Origin of the sequence: Bifidobacterium biavatii DSM 23969 (assembly GCF_000741165.1) — a bacterium.
GTDB lineage: Bacteria > Actinomycetota > Actinomycetes > Actinomycetales > Bifidobacteriaceae > Bifidobacterium > Bifidobacterium biavatii.
In genome coordinates this window covers 46,349-70,700 of the sequence record NZ_JGYN01000017.1, presented here as the reverse complement: position 1 = coordinate 70,700, position 24,352 = coordinate 46,349, and the positions used below count along the sequence as shown (strand labels likewise).

At 66.1% G+C, this 24,352-nt stretch carries 19 protein-coding genes and 1 pseudogene; 14 read left to right on the top strand and 6 right to left on the bottom strand.

Going from position 1 to position 24,352, the window contains the following annotated elements:
- Positions 1-1,218: FtsX-like permease family protein (locus tag BBIA_RS06615; RefSeq protein ID WP_035138165.1), on the bottom strand; the 1,218-nt coding region annotated here is incomplete at its 3' end.
- Entirely contained in the window at positions 1,215-2,045 is an 831-nt protein-coding gene (locus BBIA_RS06610; RefSeq protein ID WP_051923863.1) for an ABC transporter ATP-binding protein, read from the bottom strand. The genes BBIA_RS06615 and BBIA_RS06610, both read right to left, overlap by 4 nt.
- Before the next feature lie 127 nt (positions 2,046-2,172).
- On the opposite strand from BBIA_RS06610, the gene BBIA_RS06605 reads away from it, so the two are divergent.
- The 9 genes and pseudogenes from BBIA_RS06605 (at position 2,173) to acnA (ending at position 13,217) form a co-directional block, all read left to right on the top strand.
- Positions 2,173-3,081 carry a tyrosine recombinase XerC gene (locus tag BBIA_RS06605; RefSeq protein WP_033494825.1) on the top strand — a complete coding sequence of 303 codons (909 nt, stop codon included), beginning with the start codon at positions 2,173-2,175 and terminating at the stop codon, positions 3,079-3,081.
- A gap of 24 nt (positions 3,082-3,105) precedes the next feature.
- On the top strand, positions 3,106-3,963 hold the full coding sequence (locus tag BBIA_RS06600) for an exodeoxyribonuclease III (RefSeq protein ID WP_033494823.1): 858 nt from the start codon (positions 3,106-3,108) through the stop codon (positions 3,961-3,963).
- Between the two features lie 199 nt (positions 3,964-4,162).
- Complete coding sequence (locus BBIA_RS06595; protein ID WP_033494821.1) at positions 4,163-5,005, top strand: DUF3710 domain-containing protein; 843 nt, start codon at positions 4,163-4,165, stop codon at positions 5,003-5,005.
- Positions 5,006-5,032: 27 nt separating this feature from the next.
- On the top strand, positions 5,033-5,773 hold the full coding sequence (locus tag BBIA_RS06590; RefSeq protein WP_033494818.1) for a DUF3159 domain-containing protein: 741 nt from the start codon (positions 5,033-5,035) through the stop codon (positions 5,771-5,773).
- A gap of 114 nt (positions 5,774-5,887) precedes the next feature.
- Positions 5,888-7,159, top strand: a complete 1,272-nt coding sequence (locus BBIA_RS06585) for a class I SAM-dependent RNA methyltransferase (RefSeq protein ID WP_033494817.1) — start codon at positions 5,888-5,890, stop codon at positions 7,157-7,159.
- The gene (locus BBIA_RS06580) at positions 7,156-7,764 is read left to right on the top strand and encodes a type 1 periplasmic-binding domain-containing protein (protein WP_051923860.1); all 609 of its coding nucleotides are present in this window, start codon (positions 7,156-7,158) and stop codon (positions 7,762-7,764) included. The genes BBIA_RS06585 and BBIA_RS06580 overlap by 4 nt, the downstream gene beginning before the upstream one ends.
- A 99-nt stretch (positions 7,765-7,863) precedes the next feature.
- Positions 7,864-9,211, top strand: a pseudogene (locus tag BBIA_RS15235) (HAD-IC family P-type ATPase); the annotation flags it as partial.
- Positions 9,193-10,464, top strand: coding sequence for an HAD-IC family P-type ATPase (locus tag BBIA_RS15230; RefSeq protein WP_420796690.1), 1,272 nt, complete (start codon positions 9,193-9,195; stop codon positions 10,462-10,464). The pseudogene BBIA_RS15235 and the gene BBIA_RS15230, both read left to right, overlap by 19 nt.
- Before the next feature lie 53 nt (positions 10,465-10,517).
- Positions 10,518-13,217, top strand: coding sequence for an aconitate hydratase AcnA (gene acnA / locus BBIA_RS06570; RefSeq protein ID WP_033494812.1), 2,700 nt, complete (start codon positions 10,518-10,520; stop codon positions 13,215-13,217).
- Positions 13,218-13,348: 131 nt separating this feature from the next.
- On the opposite strand, the gene BBIA_RS06565 is transcribed toward acnA, so the two are convergent.
- From BBIA_RS06565 to BBIA_RS06555, 3 genes are all read right to left on the bottom strand, one after another.
- Positions 13,349-15,463, bottom strand: a complete 2,115-nt coding sequence (locus BBIA_RS06565) for a GmrSD restriction endonuclease domain-containing protein (protein ID WP_033494811.1) — start codon at positions 15,461-15,463, stop codon at positions 13,349-13,351.
- Between the two features lie 163 nt (positions 15,464-15,626).
- Entirely contained in the window at positions 15,627-16,280 is a 654-nt protein-coding gene (locus BBIA_RS06560) for a response regulator transcription factor (protein WP_033494909.1), read from the bottom strand.
- Positions 16,281-16,390: 110 nt separating this feature from the next.
- Entirely contained in the window at positions 16,391-17,779 is a 1,389-nt protein-coding gene (locus BBIA_RS06555) for a sensor histidine kinase (protein WP_152600599.1), read from the bottom strand.
- A 279-nt stretch (positions 17,780-18,058) separates the two neighbouring features.
- Between BBIA_RS06555 and BBIA_RS06550 the strand changes: the two genes are divergently transcribed.
- From BBIA_RS06550 to BBIA_RS06540, 3 genes are all read left to right on the top strand, one after another.
- Positions 18,059-18,814, top strand: a complete 756-nt coding sequence (locus BBIA_RS06550) for a DUF5067 domain-containing protein (protein ID WP_033494809.1) — start codon at positions 18,059-18,061, stop codon at positions 18,812-18,814.
- 94 nt (positions 18,815-18,908) lie between these two features.
- A complete protein-coding gene (locus tag BBIA_RS06545; protein ID WP_033494807.1) occupies positions 18,909-19,739 on the top strand; it encodes a Bax inhibitor-1/YccA family protein in 831 nt (276 codons plus the stop codon).
- Positions 19,740-19,894: 155 nt separating this feature from the next.
- Positions 19,895-20,857 carry a DMT family transporter gene (locus tag BBIA_RS06540; protein WP_033494906.1) on the top strand — a complete coding sequence of 321 codons (963 nt, stop codon included), beginning with the start codon at positions 19,895-19,897 and terminating at the stop codon, positions 20,855-20,857.
- 113 nt (positions 20,858-20,970) lie between these two features.
- On the opposite strand, the gene BBIA_RS06535 is transcribed toward BBIA_RS06540, so the two are convergent.
- Entirely contained in the window at positions 20,971-21,699 is a 729-nt protein-coding gene (locus BBIA_RS06535; protein ID WP_033494805.1) for a GTP pyrophosphokinase, read from the bottom strand.
- 122 nt (positions 21,700-21,821) lie between these two features.
- On the opposite strand from BBIA_RS06535, the gene miaB reads away from it, so the two are divergent.
- Positions 21,822-23,282 carry a tRNA (N6-isopentenyl adenosine(37)-C2)-methylthiotransferase MiaB gene (miaB, locus tag BBIA_RS06530; protein WP_033494803.1) on the top strand — a complete coding sequence of 487 codons (1,461 nt, stop codon included), beginning with the start codon at positions 21,822-21,824 and terminating at the stop codon, positions 23,280-23,282.
- The gene (miaA, locus tag BBIA_RS06525; protein ID WP_051923859.1) at positions 23,269-24,312 is read left to right on the top strand and encodes a tRNA (adenosine(37)-N6)-dimethylallyltransferase MiaA; all 1,044 of its coding nucleotides are present in this window, start codon (positions 23,269-23,271) and stop codon (positions 24,310-24,312) included. Before miaB ends, miaA begins: the two co-directional genes overlap by 14 nt.
- Positions 24,313-24,352 lie beyond the last annotated feature (40 nt).

The window sequence follows — 24,352 nt, the reverse complement described above, 5'->3', positions numbered from 1 at the left end:
GACGAACACGCCCACAAGCAGTCCGACGAGCATGTCCGACGGGCTTGGATCCACCGCGCCGGACATCGGCATGCCCATGCGGTCCATGCCGGCGACGATCAGCCGCACCATGCCCCAGCCGAGCCCGATGCCGCAGCCGGAGCCGACCAGACCGAGCACGATCGCCTGCACGATCACCGTGGAGAACACCTGCGCGGGGGAGGCGCCGACCGAACGCAGCAGCGCGTAGCCGCGCATCGATTCGCGCACGATCATCGAGAACGTGTTCGCGATGATGAACGAGCCGACGAACAGTGCGATGATCGCGAAGATCAGAATCAGCGGCTGGATGAAGCCGAGTGCTTTTTTCGTCGCCGCCGCGCTGTCGTCGCGCACCTGCTGGCCGGTGACCGCGCGCGCCTTCGACCCGGCCGGCAGCGCCTTGCCGATGCGGTCGGCGAGCGTTTGCTGCTGCGCGGCGGTCAGCGGCTTGCCATCGTTCGCCGAACCGTAGACGCCGATGTTGCGCACCATGCCGATCTGCCCGGTTTCCTGCTGGAAGTAGTCCCTGGCGACGCTCGGTGCGAGCCCGACGATGATCGCGCCGGCCTGGCTGGAATCGGTGTCGAAGATGCCGACGACCTTCACGTCCGCGGCACCGTCCGGATAGACGAGCTTGGTGGTGTCGCCGACCTTGAGACCGGCCGTTTCGGCGGCGAACGAGTGCAATGCGACCTCGTTCTTCGTCTTCGCCCAGCGGCCTTCGGCGAGCGTCGCGGCGCGCCACGTGCCCTTGGCGAGGCCGAGCGCCACCGTGGGCGCGCCCGTGGTGGACACGGCGTTGCCGTCCTTGCCGACGAGCACGATGCCGGACACCGAATACGTGACCGACACGGTTTTGACGCCCTGCACCTTGGCGATGTCGTCGGCCAGCGATTCGTCGATGCGGTTGTACGACTTCGACTCGTCGGACGACGAAGAAGATGATGACGACGACGAAGCCGACGAGGAGGAAGACGACATGTCCAGCGACGTCTCGTCGTTCTTCTGCTCCTCGCTGCCGCGCACGTACACGTCGGCGTCCGAATTGGACGCGAGCATCTGGTCGACCTGGCTGCTCATCATCTCGCGGAAACAGAACGAGCCGACCACGAACGACACGCCGAGCGCGATCGCGATGATCGACATGACGAACCGGCCGAAATGGGCGCGCGCGTCGCGCAAGCCGATGCGGATCACTCTGCGTCCTCCCGGCTCGTCGCGTCGGCCTGCGGCCCGTCATCGACCTCGTCGCCCTCGCCGGCGAACACCTCGAGGATCTCGTCGTAGGTCGGATGCTGCAGATCCTGCGTGATGCGGCCGTCCGCAAGCACGAGCACGCGGTCGGCGTACGAGGCGGCGCGCGGATCATGCGTCACCATCACGATCGTCTGCCCGTACTCGCGCACCGAATTCTTCAGGAACCCCAGCACTTCGCGGCTCGAATGCGAATCGAGGTTGCCGGTCGGCTCGTCGGCGAAGATCACGCTCGGCCGCGCCATGATCGCACGCGCGCAGGCGACGCGCTGCTGCTGACCGCCCGACAGCTGGCTCGGACGGTGCGTGAGCCGCGAGCGCAGGCCGACCACGTCGACCACCTTGTCGAACCACGCACGGTCGATCGGACGCTTCGCGATCTGCAGCGGCAGCAGGATGTTCTCCTCGGCCGTAAGCGTCGGTACCAGATTGAACGACTGGAAAATGAAGCCGATCTGGTCGCGGCGCAGTTTGGTCAGCTGCCGCTGGTTCATCGCGGATACCTCGAGCCCCTCGACGATCACCTTGCCGCCGGTCGGCTTGTCGAGCCCGGCCATGCAGTGCATGAGCGTGGACTTGCCCGAGCCGGACGGACCCATGATCGCGGTCATCTGCCCGCGCATGAACTCGACGTTCACATGGTCGAGCGCGACGACCTGCGAATCCTTGTCACCGTATGTTTTCGTCAAATCGATCGCCCGAGCGACGACCTCGCCGTCCGCCGCCGTGCCCTTCGCTCCAGCCGCCGCCGTCGCCTTACCCGCGCCCATCGTCGCGCCGCGTGGAGCCTTCACTGCCGAATGTCGTCCCATTGCCGCCTCATTTTCTCGCTCGGTTACAAGCACAGTCTATCGGCGGGCGGGTAGCATGAACAGCAGCATCTACAAGGAGGGCATGATGGCGTTCGACACCGCGCTGGACGGGTTTCTGGCCTATCTCAAGGCGAACCGCGGCCTGAGCGCCAATACGCTGAAAGCGTACCGTTCCGATCTCGCCGAATGCCTGAACTGGCTGGCCGCACGCGCATGCGACGAACTGCCCGGCATCACCACCGACGACCTGCGCGAATGGATGGCCGACGCCTCGCGCACGCACGCACGCTCAAGCATGGCCCGCAAGGTCGTGGCCGTGCGCGGCTTCTTCGCGTGGGCGCACGAACGCGGGCTCATGCCCGCCGACCCGGCCGCCGTGCTGCTCACGCCGAAAATCCCCAACACGCTGCCCGCCGTACTCACCGAAGCGCAGGCCGAACGGCTCATGGACGACACCGACGCGCGCCGCGACGACGATCCAGAGAAAGAAGCGATCGACCTGCGCGACGCGGCCATCATGGAAACGCTGTACGCCACCGGCATCCGCGTCGCCGAACTTGTTGGACTGGACGTCGGCGACATCGACTTCTCCCATCGCACGCTCAAGGTCACCGGCAAAGGCAACAAGCAGCGCGTCGTGCCGTTCGGCGCTCCCGCCGCCGCGGTGCTGACCGCATGGCTGGAACGCGGGCGGCCGCGGGTAATCGCCGCGGACGGCGAGCGCGCGCTGTTCCTCGGCGTGCGCGGCAGACGCATCGACCAGCGCGTCGTGCGCGGCGTCGTGCACCGGCTCGCACGCGAAGCCGGCGTGCCCGACATCAGTCCGCACGCGCTGCGCCACAGTGCCGCCACGCACCTGCTCGACGGGGGAGCGGACCTGCGCGAAGTGCAGGAGATGCTCGGCCACTCGTCGCTCAAAACCACCCAGCGCTACACGCACGTGTCCATCGAGCAGCTCAAGTCGCGCTACGCGCAGGCATTCCCGCGCGCGTAGGCCGTTGGGCTACGATGGGATGCCATGATCACCATCACCACATCCAACGTCAACGGCATCCGCGCGGCCGAACGCAAGGGCATCGCGGACTGGGCCGGACGCAACACGCCAAACGTCTGGTGCATGCAGGAAGTGCGCGCGCCGCAACCCGACATCGACCGCATCGTCGGCCGGCTCGCCGGCGCCTACGCCGAATCCGGCGCGATCGCAGAGGCCAGCGATCTTGCGCTGACCAACGAGATCTGCCGCGTCAAGGGACGCGCCGGCGTCGCGCTGCTCAGCGACCTGCCGGTCGTCGCGCAACGCCACGGCCTGCCGGGTCTCACGGAAGACGTCGATTCGGGACGATGGATCGAAACCGACCTGCGCACGCCGCAAGGCTACGAGATTACCGTCGTATGCGTGTACGTGCACGCCGGCAACGCCGACGACCCGGTCAAAATGAGCCAGAAATACCGGTTCCTCGACACCATGCTCGTCCGGCTTGGCCAGCTGCGCGACGAGGCCGCGCACGGCGGCAAACAGGCCGTGCTGTGCGGCGACTTCAACATCGCGCACACGCCGCTCGACATCAAGAACGCGAAGGCCAACGAAACGCACGCTGGATTCCTGCCCGAGGAGCGCGCGTACGTGGACCGCTGGCTCGACGAATACGAGTTCGTCGACGTGATGCGCGATCTCGCCGGCGACATCCAGGGCCCGTACACGTGGTGGAGCCAGCGCGGGCGCGCGTTCGACAACAACGTCGGCTGGAGGCTCGACTACCAGTTCGCCACGCCGGAGCTCGCCGAAACCGCGCGCGGATTCGTCATCGACAAGGCGCCCACGTACGAGGCGCGATGGTCCGACCATGCGCCGCTGACGATCACGTATGATGTGTGAGCTTCGCTCACCAGTGCCCAGCGCGTGCGCAGATGCGCACGGCTACGAACAGTCCACCGGACTGTTCGTTGTGTGAGCTTCGCTCACCGGTGCCCGGCGCGGGCGCGCGCGACGAGACATTCAGGCAACCGCAAGGCAAATGCAAGGCGAGGTGCTACGCTAGTCACGGTTGCAACCGTCAATGAAATGAGGAACACCAATGGGACTGTTTGGATTCGGCAAGAAGAAAAAGCATCAGGACGAAGCCGTCGCTGACCAGACCGAAGACACTACCGAAACCACCGACGCCGATTCCGCCGCCGACGAGCAGACTGAACCGGCATACCCGACCGAAGCTGTCACCGAGTACGAGGGCCGCGGCGAACAATACGGCCCATGGGACACGAACGACGAGGACGTGCCCGACTACGACGACTACCTCGACCTCGGCGCCTACTTCCTGCCGTTCCTGCAGGGCATCGAACTGCGCATCAAGGCTAACCGCTCCACGCAGACGATCCTCGGCTCCACCATCACCTACGGTTCGTCCAGCCTCGAAATCGAGGCGTTCGCCGCGCCCAAGACCCTCGGCCTGTGGGACGACGTGCGCGCCGACCTGATGGAAGCCAATAAGGACGCCACCGAAGAGGCCGGCGTGTTCGGCACCGAACTCAAGCTGCCGGTCAGCCTCAAGGGCGGCAAGACGCTCAACACGCGCATCGTAGGCGTGGACGGCCCGCGCTGGATGCTGCGCGGCATCTTCTCCGGCAAGGCCGCCTCCGACCCGGACGATCCGGAAACACAGGCGCTCAACAAGTTCTTCGCCGACATCGTCGTCGAACGCGGCGAGGAGCCGCTCGCCCCGCGCGACCTCATCCCCATGCACCCGCCGATTGCGCCCGCCCAGCGCAAGGCCATGCAGGAGGCCGCCGACGGCGAAACCGAAGGCAAGGAGCATCTCAAGGACATTCCGAACAAGCCGACCGGCCCGTTCGACTCCGACCAGCAGGTCGAAGTCAAGACCACGCTGTCGCGCGGCCCGATGTTCTCCGAAGTCCGCTAGTCGCCCGACGTATATCCGCACAACGACATGACCGAAACGAAAAAACGCACGGGCATGGCGTCACTCGCCGCCGCCGGCGATGACGGGGACTTCTCCGTCATCGAGGCGATCGGCGGGCCGCGCGGCGTCGTCGAATCGATGCTGCCGGGCGTCGTGTTCGTCGTCCTGTTCGTCGCCACCAGCAACTTGAACCTCACCATCGCCGTCTCGGCGGCGCTCGCCGTCGTGCAGGTACTCGTCCGGCTTATTCAACGGCAGTCCGCGATGGGCGCGCTGAGCGGCCTGTTCGCGGTCGGCATCTGCCTGATCTGGGCGTGGAAAAGCCACGAGGCGCGCAACTACTACATGTTCGGCTTCCTGACGAACGCCGCGTACATGGTGTTGCTGTCCGTCTCGCTGATCGCGCGCGTGCCCGGGCTCGGCCTGATGGTCGAATTCATCCGGTCGCTGCCCACCGAGCATTTCCGTGCATGGTTCCGCGACTGGATGGACGACAAGGCGCTCAAACGCGCGTACATGATCGTCACCGCGCTGTGGGTGGGCGTGTTCGGCCTGCGCCTCGCGGTGCAGGTGCCGCTGTACCTGACCGACCATGTGGTGCTGCTCGGCACTGCGCGACTGCTCATGGGCATCCCGTTCTGGGCATTGGCCATCTGGGTGTCGTATCTCATCATCGCCACGCCTTTGCACCGGCACAAGGACGCCGCGCGGGCTGCGGAGCAGGAGACCGAGGCGTCGGAGCCGGTGGGCGGACAGATAGCTGAATAGACACTATATTCAACGCAATGTGGTGGGTGCTGACTACCCCTCAGTCACTGCGTGACAGCTCCCCTGGCAAGGGGAGCCAAGTAATGGGAACATCCGGGAGGAGAAACGCAAAGCATGGACGCTGAAGTCCGCATCGAACGCTACGCCGACCAGGGACGCTGCGTCGGCCACATCGACGGGCGCGTCGTCTTCGTGCGCTTCGCCCTGCCCGGCGAACTCGTGCGCGTCACGCTCGACGAACCGCATGACCGTGACGACCGGTTCTGGACCGGCGAGGTGACCGAAGTGCTCGAAGCCAGCCCCGACCGTGTGCCGCCCGCATGGCCGCTCGCGGGGCCCCTCGCCATGGGCGGCGGCGTGGGCGGCGCCGACCTCGTGCACGTGTCCCTGTCAGGACAGCTGCGCTGGAAGGCAGTCACCGTCTCCGAACAGCTAAGCCGGCTCGGCCACATCGACGTCGCCGTGCCGATCGAACGCATCGCCGGAGACGAGGAACTCGGCGGATTCCACTGGCGCACCCGCATCGAAATGATCGCCGACGACGACGGACACCCGTCCATGCGCCGCCGCGGCACGCACGTGCGCGTCCCGCTCGACACCATGCCGCTCGCCACGAACGCGCTGCTGTCCGTGGCCGACGCACGGCACGTGTGGGACGGCGGACTCGAACCCGGCTCGCAGATCCGCCTGTCCGTGCCCGAACCGCGCGACGGGCGCGCGACCGGTGACAACTACGCCGTGCTCGTCGACGGGGAACTCACCGCCGGCAGCGACCGGCTCACCGAACGGGTGACGGTCGCCGGCACCACGTTCGAATACGCGGTCGACGCGAACGGCTTCTGGCAGATCCACCGGCAGGCGCCCGTTGCGCTGTCCAACCACGTCATCGACCTCGCCCGGCGAGAGATCGGCGATCAGCCGTCCGCGACCATCTGGGATCTCTACTCCGGCTCCGGCCTATTCACGCTGCCGCTCGCCACGCTCGTCGTGCCGCGCACGCACATGCTCAGCGTCGAAGGCGGTCGCACCGCCGTCAAGAACGCACAGCGCAACCTGCGCCACCTCAACCTGACCGACGTGGACGCGCGCTGTGGCGACGTGGCGAAAACCCTCGCCAACGTGCCTGCGCACCTCGCGCACCCCGGCCTGATCGTCCTCGACCCGCCGCGCGCCGGAGCCCGCGCCAAGGTTTGCCGTCAAATGGCCGAATCCGGCGCCCGGTCGATCATCTACATCGCCTGCGACCCGACCAGCCTCGGCCGCGACGCGGGCACGCTGCGCACGCTCGGCTACGAACTTGCCGACGTGCGCGCCTTCGACATCTACCCGATGACCCACCACGTCGAAACGGTGGCCCTGTTCCGTCGCACCGCGGAGCTTGCATGATGACGGCAGGCCGGGCCGCCCGCCGTCTCGCCGCCGCAACGGCCCTGTTGATCGCATGCCTGCCGCTGGCCGCGTGCGAACCGGCCGGCGTGGCCGTGGGCGACACGCAGGAGAGCGCTCCCGCAGTCGCGCACAACGAAGAGCCGCGCGTCGACGTGCTCGTCGGCATCATCGGATCCCCGCATCCCGACGCCTCGGATGCTCCCGACACGCGTGCTATCGACGCGCTCGACCGCGCCGGCGTCAATACCGTGTACGTGTCCGTCGCCGACGCGCAACGGCCGGTCGACGCCGTGCGGCAGGGCATCTCCGACATGATCGACCGTCGCGCGTACGCCATCGTCGTTGCCGGAGTCGATGCCGGCGGAGACGACGCGGACGCATGGGACGGGGCGCTCCGGCTCGCCCGCAGCGCCGGCATCCCCGTCGCGCTGATCGACCCGATCACGCCTCCCGACGACGACACGCTGTACGCCGCGGCCCTGCACGTCGACGACCATGCCGCGAACGCGACGTCGCTCGTCAAAACGCTCGCCGACATCATCAACGACCGGCCGCACGACCGCGACATCGTCGTCACCACGGCGTCCGGCCAATATCGGTAGCCGCGCACGTGATTGCGGACATCGTGGACGAATGTCGACTGTTTGATCGGGCATGTCGGCGCGGGCGGTAGTGTGGTGGGCATGAACGCGAGTCTTTCCATGCCGCACACCGATGAAACCGGCCTTACGGGCCGCGAAGTGACTGAACGCGTCGCCGGCGGGCGCGTCAACACGGTGAAAACCTCCACGTCGAGGTCCGTCGCCGACATCGTGCGCGCCAACGTGTTCACCCTGTTCAACGGCATCATCCTCGCCGCGATGGTCATGGTGCTGCTCACCGGGTCGTGGAAGGATGCGGTGTTCGGCTTCGTGATCCTCATCAACACCGGCATCGGTATCGTCACCGAACTCAAGGCCAAGCGCACGCTCGACAAGCTGTCCATCCTCGTCGCCGCCGACTACGTCGTCCGCCGCGACGGGCAGGATGTGACCGTCTCCCACGATGGCATCGTGCTCGACGACCTGCTGTGGCTGCGCTCCGGCGATCAGGTGCCCGCCGACGCGGAAGTCGTCGACACGTACGGGCTCGAACTCGACGAGTCGATGCTCACCGGCGAATCGCGCACCGTGCGCAAACGGGAAGGCGACCCGGTGTACTCCGGCTCGACCGTCGTCTCCGGCATGGCCCTGACGCGCGTCACCGCGGTCGGCGACCACGGGTACGCGGCTGGGCTCACCGCGCAGGCCAAGGTGTACAAGAAAACCGTGTCCGACCTGAACAAGGGCATCAACACGATCCTCAAGTTTATGACGTTCCTGGTGGTGCCGCTGTGTGCGCTGCTCATCTGGTCGCAGATCCAGACCGTCGGCGGATGGTCGGCGGCGATCTCGACCGGCGCGTGGCGGCAAGCGGTCGTCTCGGCCGTGGCCGGCGTGGTCGGCATGATCCCGGAAGGCCTTGTGCTGCTCACCTCGCTCAACTTCGCGATCGCCGCCATGCGACTGGCCCGTCACGACACGCTCGTGCAGGAACTCGAGTCGGTGGAGACGCTGGCGCGCGTGGACTGCCTGAACCTGGACAAGACCGGCACCGTGACCGACGGCGGGATCGCGTTCGACCGCATGGTGCTGCTTGATGGTGCTGCCGTTTCCGGATGCGACGATGATCGCGGCGACAGCGGCGGTGACGATGATGACGACGGTGACGGCGAGCGTGCAGCGAAGCAGGCGCTGTACGATCTGGCGAATGAGGAACAGCCGAACGGTACCGGGCAGGCAGTGCTCGCCGGATTGCGAGGGGAAGGATTCGCGGCCGGGGCGGTCGCCTCGCGTGTGCCGTTCTCCAGCGCGCGCAAGTGGAGCGCGGTGACGTACGGCAACGGCACGACGTGGTACATGGGCGCGCCGGAAGTGCTGCTGAGCGCGCTCGACGGAGACCATACGGACGCGCTCGCGCAGGTGAATGCGCTCGCCGAGGACGGCGACCGTGTGCTTTTGATTGCGGAAGTGACTCCTGGGGTGATCGGGTGTACGCTCCCTCAGTCACGGCCTGCGGCCGTGCCAGCTCCCTCAGCCGAGGGAGCCGAGGCTGCCGCCAGTTCTAGAAGTGACGAGAAGATGGTGGTGAACGCGCAGGCGAAGCCGGTGGGGCTGGTGGTGTGCGCGGAGCGGATCCGCCCGGACGCGGAAGACACGCTCACGTGGTTCCGCGAGCAAGGCGTACGCTGCCGCATCATTTCGGGCGACAATCCGGCCACGGTCGGCGCGATCGCGGCCAAGGTCCGGCTCACCGGCGACCGCAAACCAGTGGCGATGGACGCGCGGCAACTGCCGGACGACATCAACGAACTGGCCCGCACGCTCGAAACCGTCGACGTGCTCGGCCGCGTCCTGCCGGACCAGAAGAAAGCCATCGTGCAGGCGTTGCACGTGGACGACCACGTCGTCGCAATGACCGGCGACGGCGTCAACGACGCGCTCGCCATCAAGGAGGCCGACCTCGGCATCGCCATGGGCAACGCCGCGCCCGCCACCAAGGCCGTCGCGCAGGTCGTGCTCGTCGACTCGAAGTTCAGCCACCTGCCCGACGTGGTCGCCCGCGGCCGACAGGTCATGGCCAACATGGAACGCGTCGCCAGCCTGTTCCTCGTCAAAACCGTCTATTCGGCGCTCATCTCGCTCGGCGTGGTCCTCACGGCCATCCCGTTCCCGTACCTGCCCCGGCACATCACGTACATCGGCGCGCTCACGATCGGCATGCCGGCGTTCATCCTCGCGCTCGCGCCGAACACGCGCCGCTATCTGCCCGGTTTCCTCAAGCGCGTCGTACGCTTCGCTCTGCCCGGCGGGCTTGCGATCGCGCTCGCGGTGCTCTGCTCGTCGTGGATCCTGCCGCGCGTCATGGGCTGGAACGTCGAGACCGCGGCCGATCTGGCCGAACTGCGCGCCACAAACGCGATCATCGTGTTCGTGCTCGGCGTGCTGGTGCTCGCCCGCGTCGCGCAGCCGCTCAACTCGTGGCGCGGCATTCTCGTCGCCGCATTCGCGACGGCCGGCGTGATCGGCATGTTCGTGCCGTTCGTCGCGAACTTCTTCGCGCTGCAGGTGCCCACCGGCCGCGAGATCACCGCCACCGCGGTCGCGCTGCTGCTGGCCGCCGTCGTGTTCGTGCTGTGCCACGTGATTGTCGCGATCGCGGCGCGGATTATCTCACATGGCAAGCCGACACGCCAGAGTCAAGGTAACATGCCGGTATTGTGAGGGGCAGATAATCGGCGACGTTACCGATTACAGTCCTAGAAGCCGGAGGGAACATGTCCGTACGCGACGATCAGCTGTCCACGCTCAGCGTGAACGGCACGGACTATGACTACTATTCGATTGCCGACCTGCCCGGCATCGACCATCTGCCGTATTCGCTCAAGGTGCTCGTCGAGAACCTCGTGCGCAACATCGACGGCGCGAACATCACCGACGAGCACGTCAAGGCGCTGCTCGACTGGGATCCGAACGCCGAACCGAGCCACGAGATCCAATTCACGCCGAGCCGTGTCGTCATGCAGGACTTCACCGGCGTGCCGTGCATCGTCGACCTCGCCACCATGCGCGACGCCGTCAAGCAGCTCGGCGGCGACCCGGAGGTTATCAACCCGCAGGTCCAGTCCGACATGGTCATCGATCACTCCGTGCAGATCGACAAGTACGGCGTCGCCGACGCCGTCCAGCAGAACATGGACATCGAATACCAGCGTAACGGCGAACGCTACCAGTTCCTGCGCTGGGGCCAGCAGGCGTTCCGCAACTTCCGCGTCGTGCCGCCGGGAACCGGCATCATCCACCAGGTCAACATCGAATACCTCGCCAAGGTCATCATGACGAAAGCGGGGGAGCGCGGCCGCCAGCTCGCCTATCTCGACTCGTGCGTCGGCACCGACTCGCACACCACTACCGAAAACGGCCTCGGCGTGCTCGGCTGGGGCGTCGGCGGCATCGAAGCCGAGGCGGCCATGCTCGGCCAGCCGATCTCCATGCTCGTGCCGCGCGTCGTCGGCTTCAAGCTCACCGGCACCATCCCCGAAGGCGTCACCGCCACCGACGTGGTGCTCACCATCACCGACATGCTGCGCAAGCACGGCGTGGTCGGCAAGTTCGTCGAATTCTACGGCGACGGCATCGCGTCCGTGCCGCTGGCCAACCGCGCCACCATCGGCAACATGAGTCCTGAATTCGGCTCCACCTGCGGCATCTTCCCGATCGACCAGGTCACGCTCGACTATTTGAAGCTCACCGGCCGTTCGGACGAGCAGGTCGCGCTCGTCGAGGCGTACGCGAAGGCCAACAAGCTGTGGGGCGACGCGTCCGACCCGGATTACGTCGAACCGCAGTACTCCGAATACGAGGAGCTCGACCTGTCCACCGTCGTGCCGTCAATCGCCGGCCCGAAGCGCCCGCAGGACCGCATCGTGCTGTCCGAATCCAAGCAGATGTTCGAGGACACGCTGCCCGCCTACGAGACCGAGAAGACCGTCAAGGAGCCGGTCGCCGTATCCACCGACTTCCGCGGCGACTTCGACCTGACCAACGGCGACGTGGCGATCGCCAGCATTACTTCATGCACCAACACGTCCAACCCGTCCGTCATGATCGCGGCCGGTTTGATCGCCCGCAATGCGGTCGCGCGCGGACTGAGCCCCAAGCCGTGGGTCAAGACCTCGCTCGCCCCCGGCTCGCAGGTCGTCGCCGACTACCTCAAGGCCGCAGGCCTGCAGGACGACCTCGACCGGCTTGGCTACGAGCTCGTCGGCTTCGGCTGCGCCACCTGCATCGGCAACTCCGGCCCGCTGCTGCCGGAAATCTCCGAGGCGATCAACGCGAACGACCTGACCGTCACTGCCGTACTGTCCGGCAACCGCAACTTCGAAGGCCGCATCAGCCCGGACGTCAAGATGAACTACCTCGCCTCGCCGCCGCTCGTCATCGCGTACGCGCTCGCCGGCACGATGGACTTCGACTTCGCCACGCAGCCGCTCGGCAAGGACCCGGACGGCAACGACGTGTACCTCAAGGACATCTGGCCGACCAACGAGGAGGTCGCCGCCGTGGTCAACGGCACCGTGAGCCGCGAAATGTTCCTCAAGGACTACGCCTCCGTGTTCGAAGGCGACCATCGCTGGAAGGGTCTTGACGTGCCCGAAGGTGAACTCTTCGCATGGGATCCGAAGTCCACGTACGTGCGCCGCCAGACGTTCTTCGACGGCATGAAGGCCGTGCCGGACCCGGTCGCCGACATTCACGGCGCCCGCGTGCTCGCCCTGCTCGGCGACTCGGTCACCACCGACCACATCTCCCCGGCGGGCGCGTTCAAGGCGTCCAGCCCGGCCGGCAAGTACCTGACCGAACGCGGCGTCGAACCGAAGAACTTCAACTCGTACGGTTCCCGCCGTGGCAACCACGAGGTCATGGTGCGCGGCACGTTCGGCAACATCCGCCTGCGTAACCTCCTGCTCGCCTCCACTGGCAACGAGGTCACGCCCGGCGGCTTCACCTACGACTTCACCACGGGCAAGCCGTCCACGATCTTCGACGCGTCGCTCAACTACAAGGCCGCCGGCACGCCGCTGGTCGTCCTCGCCGGCAAGGAGTACGGCACCGGATCGTCGCGTGACTGGGCGGCCAAGGGCACGCTCATGCTGGGCGTGAAGGCGGTCATCACCGAAAGCTTTGAACGTATCCACCGCAGCAACCTGATCGGCATGGGCGTGCTGCCGCTGCAGTTCCCGGCCGGCGAAAGCTACACGTCGCTTGGCCTCGACGGCACCGAAACGTACGACATCGACGGCATCGAAGAGCTCAACAACGGCGAGACGCCGAAGACCGTGCACGTCACCGCCACACACGCCGACGGTTCCAAGACCGAGTTCGACGCGGTTGTGCGCATCGACACGCCCGGCGAGGCGGACTACTACCGCAACGGCGGCATTCTGCAGTACGTGCTGCGCAACCTCATGAAGTAGGCCGCAAGGCGCGTGCCGTTGCTGAAAAGGCGTCGCGGCAGACCGCAAACCGAAAGGGGCGGGGATCGTCAACCAAGACGATCCCCGCCCCTTCCAGTCTCTCTGAACGGCTCATGCTGACGGCTTATGGGTTAGTGGTTCTGGCGGTATTCCTTCCAGATGTCGCTGAGCTTGCGGCCGTCGGAGGTGCGCTTCCACACGTCAAGGCCGCCCGACGCGCGTCCGCCGGCCGCAGCCCGGGCCGCCGCGGTGGGGGAGGAGTATTCCGAACCGTCCTCGAGCCGGAACTTGCCGTGGTCGGTCACGGTCACCATCCACCGTTCGCCCTTGCGCGGACGTTCCCACACCAGCGTTTCGCCGGGAATCAGCAGCCCGGCCTTCACCACCTGCGCGATGGTGACGCGCTGAGAGCCGCGCCCGGTCTTGCCGACGGTCGCGCCGGCGTCCTTGGCCAGTTGTTCGACATCCTGCCGGGTCAGATCGGCATGGCTTTCGTCGTACCGAATCTCCCAATAGTCGGCGATCAGCCGGATCGTCTCCTCCTGCCGGTGCCGAATCATCGCCGGCGTGCATTCGGCGAAGTCCGTCAACTGGCGGGTCAGCGGATACCGGCGCGAGTCGGCGCGCAGCAGCATGCGGTCGCGGCGGCGATCGTACGCTTCGATGCCGTCCAGCTGATCGGCGCTGCCCTGCACGAGCGCCATGTTGCCCAGCCGGTACATCCAATAATCGTGGTCCTCTTGAGACCAAGCCGACCATGAAGCGTCGTCGTTCGCGTCCAACGGCATGATCGGCAGCGCGCTCAACCTGCGGGGGCGGGCGATCCTGCTCTCGGCACGCTGCTCGTTCGCACGGATCAGCAACAGACGAACCAGCTCTTCGTCGCCCTGCATTTCGCCGTGCAATCGCACGAGCGCGCCAGCGCGATCGTCGGGAGTCACGGCCAGCCCACGCACGAGCCGCACCGGATACCCCTTGTCAAGATCGCGAATTGCCGCGGCGGCGTGGCCGCGACGATCGATGGACGGCGTGCGGTTCAGCGTATCCACGCCGGTCACCCGTTCGAGCGCGGCGAGCAGCTCCTCAAGCCGCTGCCGGTCGTGCAGGCCGAGCGACGATTCGGTGACCGCTTCACGACGCGAATGCGATCCGCGCTGCGCGAACGGGGACAGTTCGGGCTGACCGAGCTTGCGGAACGAGTTGACCAAAGCCCACATGGCCACGGGCTTCCACTCATGGCCGGGATAGTCGCCGAGCGCCTCCAGCCGGTCGCGCACCGCGGCCGACAGCACCGTGTCGTTCGGATGCCCGATGATGCGCCATGCCGTCGCATAGGGTGCGAGCACGCGATCCACGAACGAGGGAACCGTGCCGTTTGCCACGTGCGGCTGGACCACGTCCGCGAGAAAATCTTCGATGAGTTTGCCCGTGGCCGGCTTGTGCGTGATCGCCATGTGCAGGAAGGAGAAGAATTCCTCCGTTTCGCGCGGATCGTCGCCGAGCGGATCCATGACGTCGTCCCAGCGCGTCGCGTAGGCGTCGATTTCGGCCGGCTTGAGTCCGGACGTGGCGCGCGCCTTGAACACGTCGGACGGGGTGAGCGGCAGTCCGCGCATGTTCATCACGTCGAAAATGCGGTGCGCGCCGTCCAGATCGTCGGTGGTGACGATCACCAGCGTCACCCCGTTGACCAGATAGGATGCGAACGTGTGCCGCTCGTCGTCGCTGAACCGTTCCAGCGCATCGTACGCGGCCTTCGTGTTCACCATGATGTTGCGTTGCGCCGTGCTCGACAGATCCTCGTCCGTGAGGTCGAACAGCGCCTCCAGATTGCCTTCCTGCACGTATTCGCGGAAGAACGCGGCGTCCCGCTCGCGCAAGGTGAGCCGCGGCTCGTTGCGGATGCCGCGCAGCTTGTCGCCCGGTTCGACGATAAGCGCGTCCAGCAGGCGCATCCACTCCGGATCCTTCTCCAGATCGCGCAGCGCGGCGATGACGATCGACAGGGACACCAGCCGCTGCTGGCCGTCGATCACCTCGAACTTGGTGCCGCCGGCGCGCACGAGGATCAGCGAGCCGAGAAAATACGGGGTGTCCGGGGTCTTGCATGCCTCATGCAGATCGGAGACGAGCTGCAGCACGTTGGAAGCCTTCCAAATGTAGGCGCGCTGGAACGAGGGGATTTCGAACCTGAAGTCCGGGGTGAACACCTTGCCCAGCGGCAGTTCCTTCGCGTTGATCGCCATGATTTGCCCCCTCGTCCGTCGTTGATCTGCACGGCCAAGCCTACCAGCGGCCGTCTATGTGCCGTTCGAGCGGCGGCGGGCGTGTCGACGGCGCCGTCTGCATATGTTGGCACGGCCTGCCACGACGCTACGGGCCTGCCCCGGCACACATCGGGATGCACGATCAGCCGACGGGCGGCAGGTCCGCGCGTTCGACTAGCCGTGCCAACTGCACGCGATTCATGCTCAGCTTGTCGGCCGCGCTCGACAGGTGCGCCTTCGCCGTGCGTTCCGAGACGAACATGCGGGCCGCGATCTCGGCATTCGAGAGCCCCTCCGCCGCGAGCAGCACTGTTTCGCGTTCGCGGGCGGGCAGAGCGTCGAGCAGACGGCGGGCCTCGTCGCGCCGGGCGACCGGACGCTGCGCGTGCAGGTCGCCGATCAGCTGGCGTTGGCTGGCCGTGTTGAACTGCGGTGCGCCCTCGCACACGTTGAGCACGCGGCGGATGATGTCGCCCGGCGCATCCGTTTTCGACACGAATCCTTCCGCGCCCGCCTCTACGGAACGTTCCACCGTGTTCGACGGGTTGAGCGACGTGAGCATGAGCACGTGCGGCGCATGGGGAAGCGCGCGCAGCCGCCGTGTCGCTTCAATGCCATCCATGCCCGGCATCGCGATGTCCATGAGCACCACGTCCGGTCGTTCGGCCGCGGCCCGTTCCACCGCGCCGGTTCCGTCGGTCGACGTGGAGACGACGCGAATGCGCCCGTTCGAATAGTCGGTAAGGATCAGACTCATCGCCTGACAGACCATCGGATCGTCGTCGATCACGCTCACCGTGACCGTGCGGGGCGTTGCGGACGATTCCGCCGCGCGTTCGTCCGGCGTCTCGTTGCCGGCTGACGGGATCGGCTGTGCTGCGGGCTGCGCTGTGCTGTTCACGGGGTTCATTGTACCGATGCGGCGGGCGCGTCCGCCCGATCGCCGCCGGCGCGTCCGTCCGGCCGGTCGCCGGTCGTCGTCCACGGCAGCGTCACGTCCACATGGAACACGCGACGATCGTCGACCCCGTACCGGCACGTTCCGCCGGCCGACTGCACGCGCGCAGCCAGTCCCGGCAAACCGGCGCCGCCGTGCGGACCGTGCTCGGCGGCACCTTCGCCGACAACGGAAGATTCGTCGTCGGCGCGCATCGTCCGAATGGTCGGATTGCTCGCATGCACGTGCACGCCGGTATCCGGTCCCGCGGTGACCTCCAGCGACACCGGGGCATCCGGCGCATGCCGGCGCGCGTTCGTCAGGCTTTCCTGCACGGCCCGGTACGCGACCTTGCCGACGTTCTCGTCCAAATCGCCCAACTGGCGAATGTCGATCCACGTATCGACGCGCGTGCCGGCCTGCCGCACGTCGTCCAGCAACGATTCCAGCGATTCGCGCGTCAACGCCGTGTCGTCGGTGGGCGCAAGACGCTCCCACGCCTGCTGCGGATGACGCAGCATGTCGATAACCGAATGCGCCTCGTCCAACGCGCCCGCCGCCTGCCGTCGGATCTCGTCTGCCTTGGAGGCAACCGTTTCGGCCGCGCGCCGGGCCGCGTCCGGGTCGGCCGCGCGCCCGTCGCCGGATACGACGTCATGCGCGAGCCGGTTCGCCTCGGCCTGCAGCGCGCTCGCGTTCAACGCGATGAGCGAGAGCGAATGGGCGAGCGTGTCGTGCGCTTCGGCCGCGATCGCGTCCGCCAGCTGCTGGCTGTCGAGATCGCTTTGCAGATTCGCCGCATGATGCTGCGCAGCGCGCGTTTTCGCGTCTGCCTCGTGCAGCCGCGCACGAGAGCGGATATGCAGCCCTGACAGTACGGAGACGGCCACGCCGGTCAGCGCGACGACGACGGCCGTGGTGATGATCGTCGATTCGCCGACCAGCATGACCATGTCGCCGCCGTACGCGCCGCCCGTATACGGTTTGGCGAACACGATATGCCACAACGACGCGTCCGCCGGCTGCAGCGCGTCGCGCAGCTGCGCCCACACGGCGACCGGCGTCGCCGCGGCCACCGCGCGCACGGTGCGCACGATGCCGGACCGGCGTGCGATCAGCGAGCACAACGCCATGAGCATCAGCAGCGGGTCGTACGGGAACAGGACGGTGACGGCCAGACATATCCAGAACACCGGCTCGGGATACTTCGATCGGGCCACCAGCGCGAACGGCCAGACGCCCGACAACAGCAGACCTAGAATGATCCACAGGTAGCGTCCGTCATACGTTCCGTGCGAATAGATCTGGGCCGCCATCGACGACTGCACCACGCACATGGCGATCGCGCACGGAATCATCAGGCACACGCACCAGAACCGGGTGCGCACTGGCACTTCGTCGTCCGCCATCCGCGTGGCTGCCTGTCCGGGTATACGGCCGGACGCATCTCTCCGTACTCTCATGCCTTCCCACTGTATTGGCACGTCCGCTCCGCCGCCATTGGACATGCGGGCGGCGTTGCGTCGCTCCGATTGCCCGAATGGGCGCCGAACTCCGCCCATTCGTCCACTTACGTCGTATGCGCCTCGCCGGTAGCGTCATAATCACGCGATTCCACGCAAGAGAAAGAAGGAATAATGTCCAAGCATCCCGATTCCCAGACGCCGGCCCAGCCGGCGCACCTGACCGTCTGCGGCGTCATCGGCACCGTATTCGGCGCGCTCGGCCTGCTGCTCAGCTTCATCCCGATCGTCAACAACCTCGCCGCGATCCTCGGCTTCATCGGCGTGCTGCTCGCCCTCGTCGCCCTCGTCGGCACGTTCCGCGGCAAGAAAAGCGGCAAGGCGCTCGCCGTCATCGCCGCCGTGCTGTCCGTGCTGGCCATCGTGATCACGCTGGCCATGCAGTCCGCCACGAGCAAGGCCATCGACGATGCGGTGAACGGCGCCACGTCGCAGGGCCAGTCCTCGTCGTCCTCCGGCAAGAGCGAGACCAAGACCGAGACCAAGGGCGAACAGGACATGGAAGGCGATCTCAAGGACCTGCACGTGAAGATCGTGTCCGCCGCCAAGAGCGACAACGACTATGAGGGCAAGCCCACCGTGCTGGTCACGTACGAGTGGACGAACAAGACCGACAAGAACAACTCGTTCGCCGTGCTCGCCCACCCGCAGGTGTTCCAGAACGGACAGGCGCTCGACACTGCCGTGTACGCGGAAACGCCGGAAAGCTACGACGCCAACTCGTACATGGCCGAAGTCCAGCCGAACGCGACCGGCACCGCCACGATCGGCTACGTGCTCAAGGACGACTCCGCGATCACCGTCGACGTCACCGATCTGATCTCGCTGGACGACGCGACGAAGGTGACGTACACGTTCGAGTTGCAATGATCGTGTGAATTCGCCTTGCTTGCGGCTGAATCCCAGCTGATTCCAAGGTGGGGCCCCGTAGTATGGGGGCAGGTTTACCAGCTAAGGAGCAATCATGGCATTCGGCCAGCAGCCGCAAGACGGCAACAACCAGTATCCGTACGGCCAGCCGCAATATGGACAGTCCCAGTACGGGCAGCAGTATCAGCAGTACGCGTACGCGCCCAACGGCACGGCTGCGATGAACGCGCAGACCGCATACTCCTATGAGGAGGTGCAGTCGGCCAAGCGTGCGTCCGTCACCAAGGCGTACGCCGAAATGACGATCGGCCTGCTCATCACCGCGGCCGTCGCCGTGTTCGCGCAGGTCAGCGGCGCGTACATCGCGTTCCTGCAGGCCACCGGGCTGATCGGCGTCATCCTGTTCGCCGTCATCCAGGTCGGCATGGCGGTGTATCTCGGCGCCCGCATCATGAGCATCAAGGCGTCCACCGCGCGCGTCATGTTCTACGTGTATGCGGCGCTCATGGGCTTCACCCTGAGCTCGATCTTCATGGTCTACGACCTCGGTTCGATCGGCGTCGCGCTCGGCATGACGGCTCTGTTCTTCCTGGTGCTCACCATGTTCTCGCTCACCACGAAGATGAACATGCTCAAGGCCGGCCCGATCCTCATGGTCGCGCTCATCGTGCTCATCGTCTCGCAGCTCGTTCTCTCGTTCCTGCCGGTGAGCGGCATGACGCAGCTCGTGTGCGCGATCGGCCTGATCATCTTCGCCGGCATGACCATGTACGACGCGCAGCAGACGCGCGCCCTGCTCTCCGCCTACGAGGCACAGGGCCCGGAGATGATCAGGAAGGTGTCGATCGTCTGCGCGCTCAACCTGTATCTCGACTTCGTGAACATGTTCCTGTACGTGCTGCAGCTGCTCGGCAGCCGCGACTAGCGCTTGCAGCCGTCGCGCCGGTTGTGGCGCACGCGTTCATGCGTCTCTCGCGAAAGCCCCGTCCATGATTCGTTCATGGGCGGGGCTTTCCCGTTGCATGCCGTCGGCGCGCGGCGGTAGCGTGGTGCCCCATGAAGAAGCAGGAACTCGTCGGCATGGCATGCCTCGTATTGACCGCGCTGATTTGGGGATTCGCGTTCGTCTCGCAGGTGCAGGGCATGGATTCCATGACCCCGCTGTTTTTCAATGCGGCCCGGTTCACGCTCGGTGCGTTGTCGCTCGTGCCGCTGCTGCTGTGGAGACGCGCGAAGCGGCGCGCTGCCGGCGGCTCCGATGACGGCAGTGATGACGTCCATGCGGCCGCGGTGGGGGAGGGAGCCACCGGCAACGCCGGCGCGGCTTCCGCAGTCGCACGGCTGCTCTCCAATCCGGCGATCGTCGGCGCAGTGTGCGGTGCGTTCCTGTTCACCGCAAGCACGCTGCAGCAATACGGCATTCTGTATGGCCGGTCGGCTGGCCGCGCCGGCTTCATCACCGCGTTGTACATCGTGATGGTGCCGCTGCTCGCATTCGTGTTCCTGCATCGCCGCGTGCATCTGATGACCGTGATTGCCGTCGTGGTCGCTGTGACCGGCTTCTACTTCCTGTGTGTCACCGACGGATTCGGCTCGCTCACGCTGGCCGACCTGCTGCTGTTGTTCACGGCCGTGCTGTTCGCCGCGCACATTCTCGTGATCGACACGCTCGGCTCGCGCGTGGATCCGCTCGTGCTCTCGTTCGGCCAGTTCGTCACCACGGCCGCGCTCAGCTGGATCGGCTCGCTCATCGAAGGCTCGGTGAACTGGACGGGCGCCCTGCAGGGTTGGGAAGCCGTGCTCTACGCCGGCATCGGTTCGGTGGGCATCGCGTACACGCTGCAGGTGGTCGGCCAGCAGTGGGTGCCGCCGACCCGCGCCAGCCTCATCATGTCACTTGAATCGTTCTTCTCCGTCGTCGGCGGCGCATTGCTGCTCGGCGAGGTCATGACGCCGCGCGGCTACCTCGGCTGCGCGCTCATCTTCGCTGGAACCATGCTCGCCCAGCTGCCCGCCAATCCGTTCAAGAGAGAAGCCGTATAGATCGTCGATCGTGCGGGCGAGGAGGGACGGCGATGCATGATGCCCGACCGTATGACTTGGCCGAGCGGCCCGGAGCGTGTCGGGTGTCATGCATCGCCGTCCCTCCGACACACTCAGTCTGCTTTCGGGGCCTCACCGACCTGCGGGGCGCCGTTGATGTCGCGGTGGATGTTCTGCATCTGCGTTTCGATGTTCTGCAACGATCGAGCGCAGTCAAGCAGCGTCTGCGAATGCTCGCTGAGCTTCGCGTCGGGCAGATCCGTCTTGTAGCGCAGCGCATGCTCGAGACTCGCCCAGTAATCCATCGCGATCGTACGGAACTGCACTTCGACCGGCGTGTAGTGCGCGCCCGACGACAGGAACACCGGTACCGCGTAGATCACATGCAGCGAACGGTAGCCGTTCTGCTTCGGGTTCTTGATGTAGTCCTTGACGCGCAGCACCGAGATATCGTTTTGCGCCGACAGATAGTTCGACACGGAATACACGTCGTCGCGGTAGTTGCAGATCACGCGCACGCCGGCCACGTCGAACAGGTTGTCGCGGATCGAGTTGACCTCGAGCGGCAGGCCCTTGCGCTCAAGCTTGCCCAGAATCGAATTGACGGACTTGAGCCGGCGCTCCATGTGATGGATCGGGTCGTGCGCGAACCGCACCTGAAACTCGGAGTCGAGGATTTCGAGCTTGGTGCTGATTTCGTACATCGCGCCCTCGTACACCTGCATGAGATCGACGAATTCGGTGATCTCGTCGGTGGGAAACCGTCCGTCGTCGAATTGGATGGCCTTGAGACGCGCTTTCAGTTCGCTGGTATTGATGCGGCTTTGTCGGTCAAGTATCACGGTTGTCCATTGTAATCGGGCGAATGCGGAGGACCTGAAAATTCGCTGGGTGCGGTGTTCCGCCGACGCGCCGCACGCGCCGGCGAGGATGCTGGCCGGCCCAATCGTTACGATGGAATGCTATGAACGAAGACATGATGACCGAGGCGGAGCGTGCCTCGAAACGGTACGAGACGGCCGCCGGCGTCGGCGACGCGGTGTCCCGCGGCAAGGGCGTGTACTACGTGCACACGCTCGGCTGCCAGATGAACGTGCACGATTCCGAACGCATCGCCGGCGTGCTCGAGGCCGACGGCTACGTGCCGGCCAGCGAGGATCAGGTGATCGACAAGGACATCGATCTGATCGTCATGAACACGTGCGCGGTGCGTGAGAACGCGGCCGAGCGCATGTACGGCACGATCGGCCTGTGGGCGCGGATGAAACGCGAACGTCCGAACCTGCAGATCGCGGTGGGCGGCTGCATGGCGCAGCTCGACCGCCAGAAGATCGCGAAGAAGGCCCCGTGGGTGGACGCTGTGTTCGGCACGAAGAACATCGGCTCGCTGCCGCGTCTGCTCGATCAGGCACGCGTCGCCGGTGAGGCACAGGTCGACGTGGTCGACAAGCTCGACTATTTCCCGAGCCAGCTGCCGACCGCGCGCGCGTCGCGCGTCTCGAGCTGGGTGTCGATTTCGATCGGCTGCAACAACACATGCACGTTCTGCATCGTGCCGACCACGCGCGGCAAGGAGCACGACCGTCGTCCTGGCGACATTCTTGCCGAGATCCGCCAGTGCGTCGACAATGGTGCGAAGGAGGTCACGCTACTCGGCCAGAACGTGAACTCGTTTGGCTACGGCATCGGCGACCGGTACGCGTTCAGCAAACTGCTGCGCGCGTGCGGCGAGATCGACGGATTGGAGCGCGTGCGCTTCACGTCACCGCATCCGGCCGCGTTCACCGACGACGTGATCGCTGCGATGGCCGAGACGCCGAACGTCATGCATCAGCTGCACTTCCCGCTGCAGTCCGGCTCCGACCGCATCCTGCGCGCGATGCGGCGCTCGTACCGTTCCGCGAAGTTCCTTGACATTCTCGGCAAAATCCGCGAGGCCATGCCGGACGCGCAGATCTCCACCGACATCATCGTCGGCTTCCCGGGCGAGACCGACGAGGACTTCGAGGAGACCATGCGCGTGGTGCGCGAGGCCCGGTTCTCGTCCGCGTTCACGTTCGAGTATTCGCCGCGCCCCGGCACGCCGGCCGCCGCGATGGAACAGGTGCCGCACGAGGTGGTGCAGGAGCGTTTCGAGCGTCTCGTTGCCCTGCAGGAGCAGATCACGGCCGAAAACCTCGCCTCGTTTGAGGGTCGTGACGTCGAGGTGATGATCACCGGCGTCGCGGGCAAGAAGGATGCGGCCACGCACCGCGTGACCGGACGCGAACGCACCGGCGTGCTGGTCCACATCGGCGTACCCGAGGGCGAACCGATGCCCGAGGTTGGCGATTTCGTCACCGCGACCGTCACGCACGCGGCCAAGCACAATCTCATCGCCGATCCGGATCCAGCCAAGGGGCAGACGTATCATGTGCGTCACTGAGCACGCCGAACGTACCGTAAGGTCGGATGACGGGCCGACCGTCGCGCCGCGCGTCGTGTCGATCGTCGGCCCGACCGCGTCGGGCAAGACGGGACTCGGCATCGCCATCGCCAAAGCATTGCAGGCGCGTGGCCAGCGGGCCGAAATCGTGAACGCGGACGCGTACCAGATGTACCGCGGCATGGACATCGGCACGGCCAAGGCCACGGCTGAAGAGCAGTCGGCCGTGCCGCATCATCTCATCGACGTCATCGAACCCGACGACGCGATGTCCGTTGCGCGGTTCCAGCAGCTCGCGCGCGAGTGCATCCGCGACCTGCAGGCGCGGGGCATCCGGCCGATCCTAGTCGGCGGCTCCGGCCTGTACGCGCGCGCCGCTATCGACGACATCTCCTTCCCCGGCACCGACCCGGACGTGCGCAAACGGCTCGAGGAACGCGAAAAAACCGAAGGTGCGGGCGCGCTGTTCGCCGAACTCAAGGCCAAGGATCCGGTTGCGGCCGCTCGCATGGACCCGCACAACCCGCGGCGCACCATCCGCGCGCTCGAAGTCATCGAAGTGACCGGCAAACCGTATTCGGCAAGCCTGCCGCACTACCGGTACGTGATCCCCACCGTGCAGATCGGCCTCGACCTGCCGCGCGAGGAACTCGACCGGCGCATCGATATCCGCACCAAGCGGATGCTCGACGGCGGGTTCATCGAAGAAGTCGAACGCCTGCGCCCGAGGCTCGGCGTCACCGCCAGCCGCGCGCTCGGCTACCAGCAGGTCGTCGACTATCTCGACGGCCTCGCCGACCTCGACGACACGTTCATGGACATTGCGCAGAAAACCAAGCGGCTCGCCCGCAAACAGATGGGCTGGTTCGGCCGCGACCCGCGCATCCACTGGCTGCAGGCGCTCAACCCGAAGCTGCTCGGCAACGCGCTCGCGATCATCGAGCACGCGGACGCCGGCGACTACGACGCGATCGACGCGCGCGCCGACGAATACACGCAGCATCATCTGGGCGACATCGGCCAGGCCTGACGCACGGACCCGATACGCCGGCCCGCACGTGCCGCCGCGG